This window comes from Falsihalocynthiibacter sp. S25ZX9 (genome assembly GCF_041205405.1).
GTDB classification, from domain to species: domain Bacteria; phylum Pseudomonadota; class Alphaproteobacteria; order Rhodobacterales; family Rhodobacteraceae; genus Falsihalocynthiibacter; species Falsihalocynthiibacter arcticus.
This window is the reverse complement of the sequence record NZ_JBGFCD010000002.1, coordinates 414,108-421,460: the sequence shown is the minus strand read 5'-3', so window position 1 is coordinate 421,460 and position 7,353 is coordinate 414,108. Positions and strand designations below refer to the sequence as shown.

11 protein-coding genes and 3 pseudogenes are annotated in these 7,353 nt (G+C 50.2%); 9 read left to right on the top strand and 5 right to left on the bottom strand.

What is annotated here, in order from left to right:
• A partial coding sequence (locus tag AB9F29_RS04115) for a hypothetical protein (RefSeq protein ID WP_369754696.1) occupies positions 1-191 on the top strand: 191 nt, incomplete at its 5' end.
• Here AB9F29_RS04115 and istA read toward each other — a convergent pair.
• Positions 116-710: pseudogene (gene istA / locus AB9F29_RS04110) on the bottom strand (IS21 family transposase); the annotation flags it as partial. The gene AB9F29_RS04115 and the pseudogene istA overlap by 76 nt on opposite strands.
• Positions 711-959: 249 nt before the next feature.
• Here istA and AB9F29_RS04105 point away from each other — a divergent pair.
• From AB9F29_RS04105 to AB9F29_RS04085, 5 genes and pseudogenes are all read left to right on the top strand, one after another.
• Positions 960-1,298, top strand: a pseudogene (locus tag AB9F29_RS04105) (integrase core domain-containing protein); the annotation flags it as partial.
• Between the two features lie 300 nt (positions 1,299-1,598).
• Entirely contained in the window at positions 1,599-1,796 is a 198-nt protein-coding gene (locus AB9F29_RS04100; protein WP_369754695.1) for a DUF4910 domain-containing protein, read from the top strand.
• A gap of 38 nt (positions 1,797-1,834) precedes the next feature.
• Positions 1,835-2,071, top strand: a complete 237-nt coding sequence (locus AB9F29_RS04095) for a hypothetical protein (RefSeq protein WP_369754689.1) — start codon at positions 1,835-1,837, stop codon at positions 2,069-2,071.
• Between the two features lie 63 nt (positions 2,072-2,134).
• On the top strand, positions 2,135-2,386 hold the full coding sequence (locus AB9F29_RS04090; RefSeq protein WP_369754688.1) for a hypothetical protein: 252 nt from the start codon (positions 2,135-2,137) through the stop codon (positions 2,384-2,386).
• Positions 2,387-2,635: 249 nt separating this feature from the next.
• Complete coding sequence (locus tag AB9F29_RS04085; RefSeq protein ID WP_369754687.1) at positions 2,636-2,779, top strand: hypothetical protein; 144 nt, start codon at positions 2,636-2,638, stop codon at positions 2,777-2,779.
• A 104-nt stretch (positions 2,780-2,883) separates the two neighbouring features.
• Here AB9F29_RS04085 and AB9F29_RS04080 read toward each other — a convergent pair whose 3' ends face one another.
• Positions 2,884-3,432 (bottom strand): YaeQ family protein, encoded by a 549-nt coding sequence (locus AB9F29_RS04080; protein ID WP_369754686.1) that lies wholly within the window; start codon positions 3,430-3,432, stop codon positions 2,884-2,886.
• 297 nt (positions 3,433-3,729) lie between these two features.
• Between AB9F29_RS04080 and AB9F29_RS04075 the strand changes: the two genes are divergently transcribed.
• On the top strand, positions 3,730-4,239 hold the full coding sequence (locus tag AB9F29_RS04075) for a GNAT family N-acetyltransferase (RefSeq protein ID WP_369754685.1): 510 nt from the start codon (positions 3,730-3,732) through the stop codon (positions 4,237-4,239).
• A 231-nt stretch (positions 4,240-4,470) separates the two neighbouring features.
• Here the strand turns inward: AB9F29_RS04075 and AB9F29_RS04070 are convergent, their stop codons facing one another.
• Complete coding sequence (locus AB9F29_RS04070) at positions 4,471-4,692, bottom strand: hypothetical protein (RefSeq protein ID WP_369754684.1); 222 nt, start codon at positions 4,690-4,692, stop codon at positions 4,471-4,473.
• A gap of 69 nt (positions 4,693-4,761) precedes the next feature.
• Between AB9F29_RS04070 and AB9F29_RS04065 the strand changes: the two genes are divergently transcribed.
• Positions 4,762-4,941, top strand: a complete 180-nt coding sequence (locus AB9F29_RS04065) for a hypothetical protein (protein ID WP_335585914.1) — start codon at positions 4,762-4,764, stop codon at positions 4,939-4,941.
• Between the two features lie 574 nt (positions 4,942-5,515).
• Here the strand turns inward: AB9F29_RS04065 and AB9F29_RS04060 are convergent.
• Positions 5,516-5,791 (bottom strand): annotated as a pseudogene (locus tag AB9F29_RS04060) (adenine deaminase C-terminal domain-containing protein); the annotation flags it as partial.
• Positions 5,792-6,035: 244 nt separating this feature from the next.
• Complete coding sequence (locus AB9F29_RS04055; protein ID WP_335585915.1) at positions 6,036-6,362, bottom strand: DUF1330 domain-containing protein; 327 nt, start codon at positions 6,360-6,362, stop codon at positions 6,036-6,038.
• 181 nt (positions 6,363-6,543) lie between these two features.
• On the opposite strand from AB9F29_RS04055, the gene AB9F29_RS04050 reads away from it, so the two are divergent.
• Entirely contained in the window at positions 6,544-7,236 is a 693-nt protein-coding gene (locus AB9F29_RS04050; RefSeq protein ID WP_369754683.1) for a winged helix-turn-helix transcriptional regulator, read from the top strand.
• The last annotated feature ends 117 nt before the right edge of the window (positions 7,237-7,353 follow it).

Below are 7,353 nucleotides of genomic sequence, written 5' to 3'. Positions count from 1 at the left end.
CTTCAAGCGCGACCTTGGCTTTGAACTCTGGCGAATGGTTCTTTCGTTTTTTCATTCTGGATCACTTCTCTCATCGTGCGATCCACCTTAACAACTGGTCCGAAATTCCGCGACCACCTCTGAACCGCTGGGTCCGGTTGCGTGTGCCATTCGGCATGATCTTGGCAACCAAACATTTGTCATTATCATAGAGAACTGACTGCGGCACTGCGCCAAAGAACGCGAATGCATGAACGTGACCGTCCAACCAAGCCTCGGTGTTTGCAGCGGGATACGCTCGGACATAATATGCATCGCTATGTGGCAGATCCAAAGCAAAAAAAATAGGCCTTTTGCTCCACGCCACCAATGACGACGAGAGCTTCACCAAAATCCCCCTGTGTGTGTCCCGGCGGATTGCTCAAAGGCACAAACATCTCACGTGATCCACGCTTCTTGCTGCGCACATAATCTTTGACGATGGTATAGCCACCGTCGAACCCGCATTCATTGCGGAGCCGTTCAAAAATGCGCTTGGCTGTGTGGCGTTGTTTACGGGGCCGCCCTTGGTCGTCGGACAGCCAATGTTCAATCTGATCCGTAAACGCATCCAGCTTTGGGCGCTTGATTGCAGCCGTCCGCCGATATCCAGGCGGCTCAGAATACGTTAGCATCTTCGAAACGCTGTCTCGGCTAATTCCAAAGTCCCGAGCAATTTGCCGTCCGCTCAACCCATCCTGAAAGTGGGCCCGCCGTACCTTCAAATACAATTCCACAGTGAAAATCCCCAAGCCCTCCCATCAAACGAAAGGGCTAAAGTGGACGACTTTTAAGCCGCCCGCGACAACACAATGCCGCCGCTACTGTGGTCGAGTATTGCTCCGCCGATTACACGTCGTGCGCCACAAGCCGCGCCTGCTCAGCCTCTCGCATTGATACTGCGTATCAACTGCCGAGCAATGGATAACGGCTCCTGCTAAATCTCTGGTGACCTGGCCGAATGGCTGGAAGGGCAGAAAATGAAGCATGTCCGTGGGGCGCCATACCACCCACAAACCCAAGGCAAAATCGAACGATGGCACCAGACCGTGAAGAACCGTGTTCTGCTGGAAAACTATTACCTGCCCGGCGATCTCGAACGCCAGATCGGAACGTTCGTCGACTATTACAACAACCAGCGCTACCACGAGAGCCTGAACAACGTCACGCCCGCCGACGTCTACTTCGGCCGGGACAAAGCCATTATCAGAGAACGGGAGAAGATCAAAAAGCAGACTATCCGCCAACGCCGCTTGCAACATCAAAAACAAGCGGCATAATTAATCACACAAACGAACCAGAGCCTCCTGTGCTCAAACCGTTCTGACGTCCAACTTTATATGACGACGGACACTAGCAAGGTATCTAGAGATTCAATTTGGGAAGTATCTTTGCAAACGAACGTAATCGTCCATACTTCAAGTCAAATTTATACTCGGGAGCCTAGGGGTGCATATCGTCAGATGTGCCACTTGGAATAGTCTGGCTTCCACATGCAAAATCGCGATCGGTAATACCCTTTTGGAGGTGGCAAAGTTGTCTGCCTTTATTGGCGAGGATAACGGATAACCTAGCCCTATCTGGATCGAAGGTCTGACGAACGCCAGTGTTGTCCATGGGGAATCGATTTTCTGGTCCGCTGTTTCTATTGCTCAAAATATGGCCAATATCCAGAATACGATACCAAAGCCGATTGCTTCGACGCTTTGCCTCAAGATTGCTTGATATCCTTGAGTTGCTCTCATTGTCCAATAGGGAGCTGTGGCTTTCGCAAATAGCAGCTGGTGTCGGTTGCTTAAAAAAGGAAATCTTCCACATGATGATCGTCCTCGAAGAGCGGCAATTCATCTCCCGCGCCGCAGATGATCGCTATGTCCTCACGGATGACCTTTCCGTTCTTGGTTCCGATCGTTCCATGCACAATCGGATCGCTGAAGTTGCAATGCTGGTGTTGGCGGAAATGTCCGAACAAGTCTGTCTTTCCTGTCATTTGTCCGTATTGGGCGGTGACGCGCTCTTTGTTGTTGCTCAGGCTGATGCGACGAAAGGCTAATCCATTTCCGTACGAGTGGACCACCGAAGCGAAGTGGCCGATAGTTCCGTGCGAGTCTGTACCTTGACAGCATCCCAAAACACGGATGCGGCACGGTCTTCGTCCAAATTGACAGAGGCACCAAACCTAGAATTTCCGGGCATTACGGAGCTATCCGCCCCCGTCACAGGCGGGGAAGGAGCCGATGTAATAGCAGCGATCACGATCCCCTATTTGTCGGCAATGATTTTTGACAGCGACAAAGAAACCAACAAATCTCATCTTCTGGCAGCGGTCGAATTATTGCAGCAACGCGTCACAATCAATTTGCCGTAAATATAGGTTTTTTCAAAATTTTTCTGAAAACATAGCCATCACGTGTCAAATGCTCGCCAATTGTTCAAAGACTGTTTTAAAACTAATTTGAGCTAGTCGTCATTGTGTCTCAGCAAAACCATTGACCAACCTGGTTTGGAGGCCTCGAGGTTTCGCCATCATACCGAATTTTAGGTGTCCGCCCAAAATGTCAACGTCGGCCTTCTATGGGGCAATCGGGTAACGAAAGTCTGCTTTGGCGCTCTGTTGATGAGAATTCTCACTGGTGGAAAAAGTTCGGTTTGGGTCCATTTCACCCGCGATAAGAACGGCGCAAAATGGAGTTTCGTCATCGTAAACCGCGGTGCGGTGCAGCTTGTGCGAAGCGGTCGTTGGCAAGCCACATCTGATTAAGTTAGGCGTCAGAGCAACTCAAGTCCGTCAATGCGGCGGACATCGGTCAACTACGCAGCATTCTAGATGCCAAGCTCTTTTACGCATTGTGAGCTGGTCGACGATCAATGATCAGTATTTTTCCATTTGATCGGGGTGAGGTAAACGATGCTATCTTCAACACTGACCATCACTTCGCCATCCTGAATATTAACCTGCAGTTTCATCGAGCGGCTTGCCAGTTTCTCCAGATCACTGGTGTCCTTCTCTGAAAAATTGATGACTTGAAGGTTGTCAAACCGCGTGGTGCTGTTTTTGATCTTCTCCCACCACATCTCAGCCGTGCGGCCGCCGTAACAATAGACAATCACCTCGTTGGCTTTACCACAGGATTGGCGCACTACCTTTTCGCTCGGCAGGCCTAAGGCCACCCATAACTCCAATTCGTCACTCAAGCTTTTTTGCCAAATGTCTGGCTCGTCATCCGTTGAAAGGCCTTTAGTCAGTTCCAATTGCTCATGGGCATTCAGCGCAAAAGCGAGAATACGCACCATTAATCGTTCATCCGTCTCTGAAGGATGTTTGGCAACGGTCAGTTTATGGGTCTCATAATAGTGACGATCCATATTGGAAACGGAAAGTTCAACTTTATAAATGGTGGCTTTTTGCGCCATGATTTTTCCCTGGATAGCGAAGATAGGGATGCCTAATGCGTCTGGTGACTTTGTGAAAGCAGATAAAAAGGCGCGAGAATAAATGGGGGGCGAATAAATACTGCCAAGTTGTTTAACTTATGAGGTAGGATCGTTGGTCCGGATGAGGATACTCCCCTCATTGCCGAGCCTGAAACCGGACCTTCATGGCAATTCGCATTGACGAGCAATGGCGAGCAGCAACGAGCCCATGCCGACCAACGGGCAATGTGCTACACTGTTGGAATGAGGACAGCTAGAAAATATAAATTTCGCCAAGTGACGATAGATGATCTCGACCTGCTAAAGGAGTGGCTAGCGCGTCCGCATGTTCGCGAATGGTGGGACGCGGATGAGCCATACGATCAAGAAGAAATAAGCGATCCTCGTGTATCGCGTTGGGTCGTCTCTACGGATGAACGTCCCTTTGCCTTCATGCAGGACTATACTGTGCACGGGTGGGAAGATCATCATTTTGCCAAACTTCCCAAGGGAGCGCGAGGAATTGACCAATACATCGGTGACCCCAAAATGATTGGTGTTGGACATGGATCAGCGTTTATTGGTGCAAGAATGCAGGCGCTCTTTGATGAGAGTGCACCCGTCATCGCGACCGATCCTCATCCTGACAATAAGAGGGCGATTTCTGTCTATACGAAACTGGGTTTCGAACCGTCTGGGCCACCAAAGGAAACTCAGTGGGGCTTGATCTTACCAATGCTGGCGAGGCAGTGTTCCGATGCGCCAATGGTTGCGAACACACTCGCAGAATGGAAAGACACTAGATGACCGCCTCGTCTTGTGTGGATATTTATGGACCCCGCCTTTCTGCAACGCCTTAGTTTGCGCTGGACAGGATTCACGGTTGCTGACGTATATCCGCGTACCAATCCGCGTTTCAGTTGCATATGGTTTCTCCATTTTGAGTCAGTCAATGCCCCCGAAAACGGACTTGTTTCAAATCTTCACCTTATGTTTTATAAGCGCAATTCGCCATTGCCGATTGCCGCGCGACCTCACCTAGTTGAACAACCATGACCATATACTCGGCGCATGGGCCCGTCCGCGCGACAGGCAATGCCCGCTTTGCAACCGCTCAAGCCTAGCAAAGCCAACGGTCTCGGCGATTGCCCCCATTCGTATCTGTGCCATCAAAGCTAGTTTCCTAATGGCGCGGGCATGTCGGACGACTTTTACACCACTTTTAAACAACCGACGCCCTTCCATAACCGTTATGGCCATTGTACTGGCGCCATCTGCACGGCCATGCTTTATAATACAACCGACACAATAATAAGGTAGACGACACCAATGGCAGAACGTTATGAACGCCACCGCCAAGCTTGGACGCATGAAGAAATTCAAAAACTGCATCTGCTGGCAACAAAAGGGATGAGTTTGAAGGCCATTGCCAAAGCTCTCATGCGCTCTGAGGAATCGACCAAGAATAGAGCAAAGCAAGACAAGCTGAAGATTCAAAAAGTGCGCTGATATCTTGCGCACGGGTCATCATAAGAACTGGACATGATAGCTTCCTTCTGACTGATGTTTTACGCCGACGTCAGAGATTTTAGCGCGAACGTTTCCTTTCAGATCCTAGAGGAGGTACTTGGCGACGAGTGTTTCGTCTGGCCGAGAATGTCCGCTTCGCCAGAATCGAGGCCAAGTTTCTCAATTGCAGCGCAGGCCTAGTTCCTACCCTTTTGCCGACGACACGAACGGCGCTGCGTTGCAGCTTGCGCAGACCTTCGTCGAACGCGCAGCAATACAGTCGGTCGGATGTCTGTTACCGGACATTGATCGCAGTAGCCACTCATTGCGATGCGGTCCGTTGAAGCTGCCATACCCCGGGACGTTCAGCATTCCTGCACCGCGCAAGCCGAGACACAGACGCTATTGCATCGGTTTGTTTTGACTGTTGAGGGCGACGTTCCATTTATGGTGTGACCATGAAGTCAAGCGATCTAATCCAACAGCCTGGGCGCGTTTTATTGAAATAACTAAACGTATCTCCCTGACAAAATATAGTTTTTGGAAGAGGAAACCTTTCTCTTCCCCCCACGATTTATACGAACAAGTTAACTTTTTCGAATTTGGGAACGTCAATAATACCATGGACTGAAATGCGGATTTCCAGAATGACGACAAGTGCCAAAAGCGAATGCTGCATTTAGACGTTGTTGAGTTTGCAGCCACATTCGATCATCGCAGTAATCATTTTGGCGGCCTTTTGCGCAACGACCTCTGAACGTTCATCAGACATCAGACATCAGACATCAGACATCAGCCCAGCAATTGGTAATTCGACAGTTGCAAATTCGCGGCCCTCTGAGAATACGGTTCGGGTAGGTTTTTAGATTATGCCTCCGGGGTCGTGCCAAGCGACGTCATCTATGCAAGCGCAAGTTCTGCTCCGCTATGGTGCCCAGAATGCCCCCTAAAACAAGAGGTGACGACTTAAACTGATTTGCCACTATCCCAGCTTTCTTTCGCGGCAACTTTTGCAGCTAACGGCAGGTTTGAACCCAAACTGACATTGGTGAGGATCGTGCCAACGGCTCTCCGCTGAAACGAGTTTCACCCAGTTAACCGGCTTGCAAGTAGGGTATTGCACCGGCGATATCTGTATCGTCGATTACGTGAAAGTTGCTGACGCTACCCGCTCGGCGGGCCTGACCGTAGGGGGCGTATGCTGGATCTGATGCAAAACCGTCCAAGGCGTCTCGGCTGGGAAATTCAATGATTGCGATTAGTGTGCTATCTTTGTCCACCCCTTCCAACGTCTTGATATTGCCACTGCGGGACAGGTACTTCCCACCGTGCTTTTCGACTAGGTCATGAACATTCGCGGCATATTCTGGCACCCAACTGTCATCTGTAATTTTAATGTCTGCGATTAAATAAACACTCATTATCTCTCTCCATTTGGAACTTTGCGCCGCTGGCGATGCACCGGAGGCTTGTTTCCAAACGATAACAAAAGACCCAACGCCTAGACTAGTCACGTGTCTGAACTACGAGATTCAGTTTCTGAACTAGGCGTGACGATCCCGAAGGTGTATTATTGGCCTAACCCGAAAGAGGAGGCTCAAAATGTCACAAGCTGGATACAAGCAATTTTGCCCCGTTGCCATGGCCGCCGAAGTGCTGTGCACGCGCTGGACGATGGTTCTGATGCGGGAACTCGTGGCTGGAACCACCAGATTCAATGACTTGCGCCGCGGCGTACCAAAGATGTCTCCCGCACTACTATCAACACGCTTGAAAGAATTAGAGGCAGCGGGTGTCGTCGAACGTCGACTGCTAAAGTCCGAGAAAGGGATATTCGAATACCATCTTACAGAAGCTGGAAAGGATCTTCGTCCTGTTGTGGAAGCCATGGGGATATGGGGGCAAAAATGGATAGAATCTTCACTTTCATTGAAGAATCTTGATCCTTCGCTGTTGATGTGGGACATGCGCCGCAATCTCGATCCGTCGCCGCTGCCCGCTGGGCGCACCGTGGTTCAGTTTCTGTATTCAGATTTACCTTCGACCAAGAGTCACTGGTGGCTCGTCATCGAACCCGGTGGCGACGTCGATCTTTGCTGGTCCGATCCGGGGTTTGAGATCAATCTTTTTGTCACGACCGATTTACGAACGATGACAGCCATATGGATGGGTCTGGGCACAGTAGAAAGTGAGCGGGACAAGATAGAGTTTTTGGGCGAGCGCGCGGTCGCAAAGACCATGCAGATCTGGTTGGGATTAAGTCCTTTCGCAAAGCAGAAGAAGCTCGTTGCCTAACCTAAAACATAAAACACTTGGTCAGCCATAATATGATGTCGGCTTTGTTCAGCACAGCAGACCTTGCCGCATAGTGTCGCGAACGACTGCTTCCAACCCATTCTGCCACCGACACGA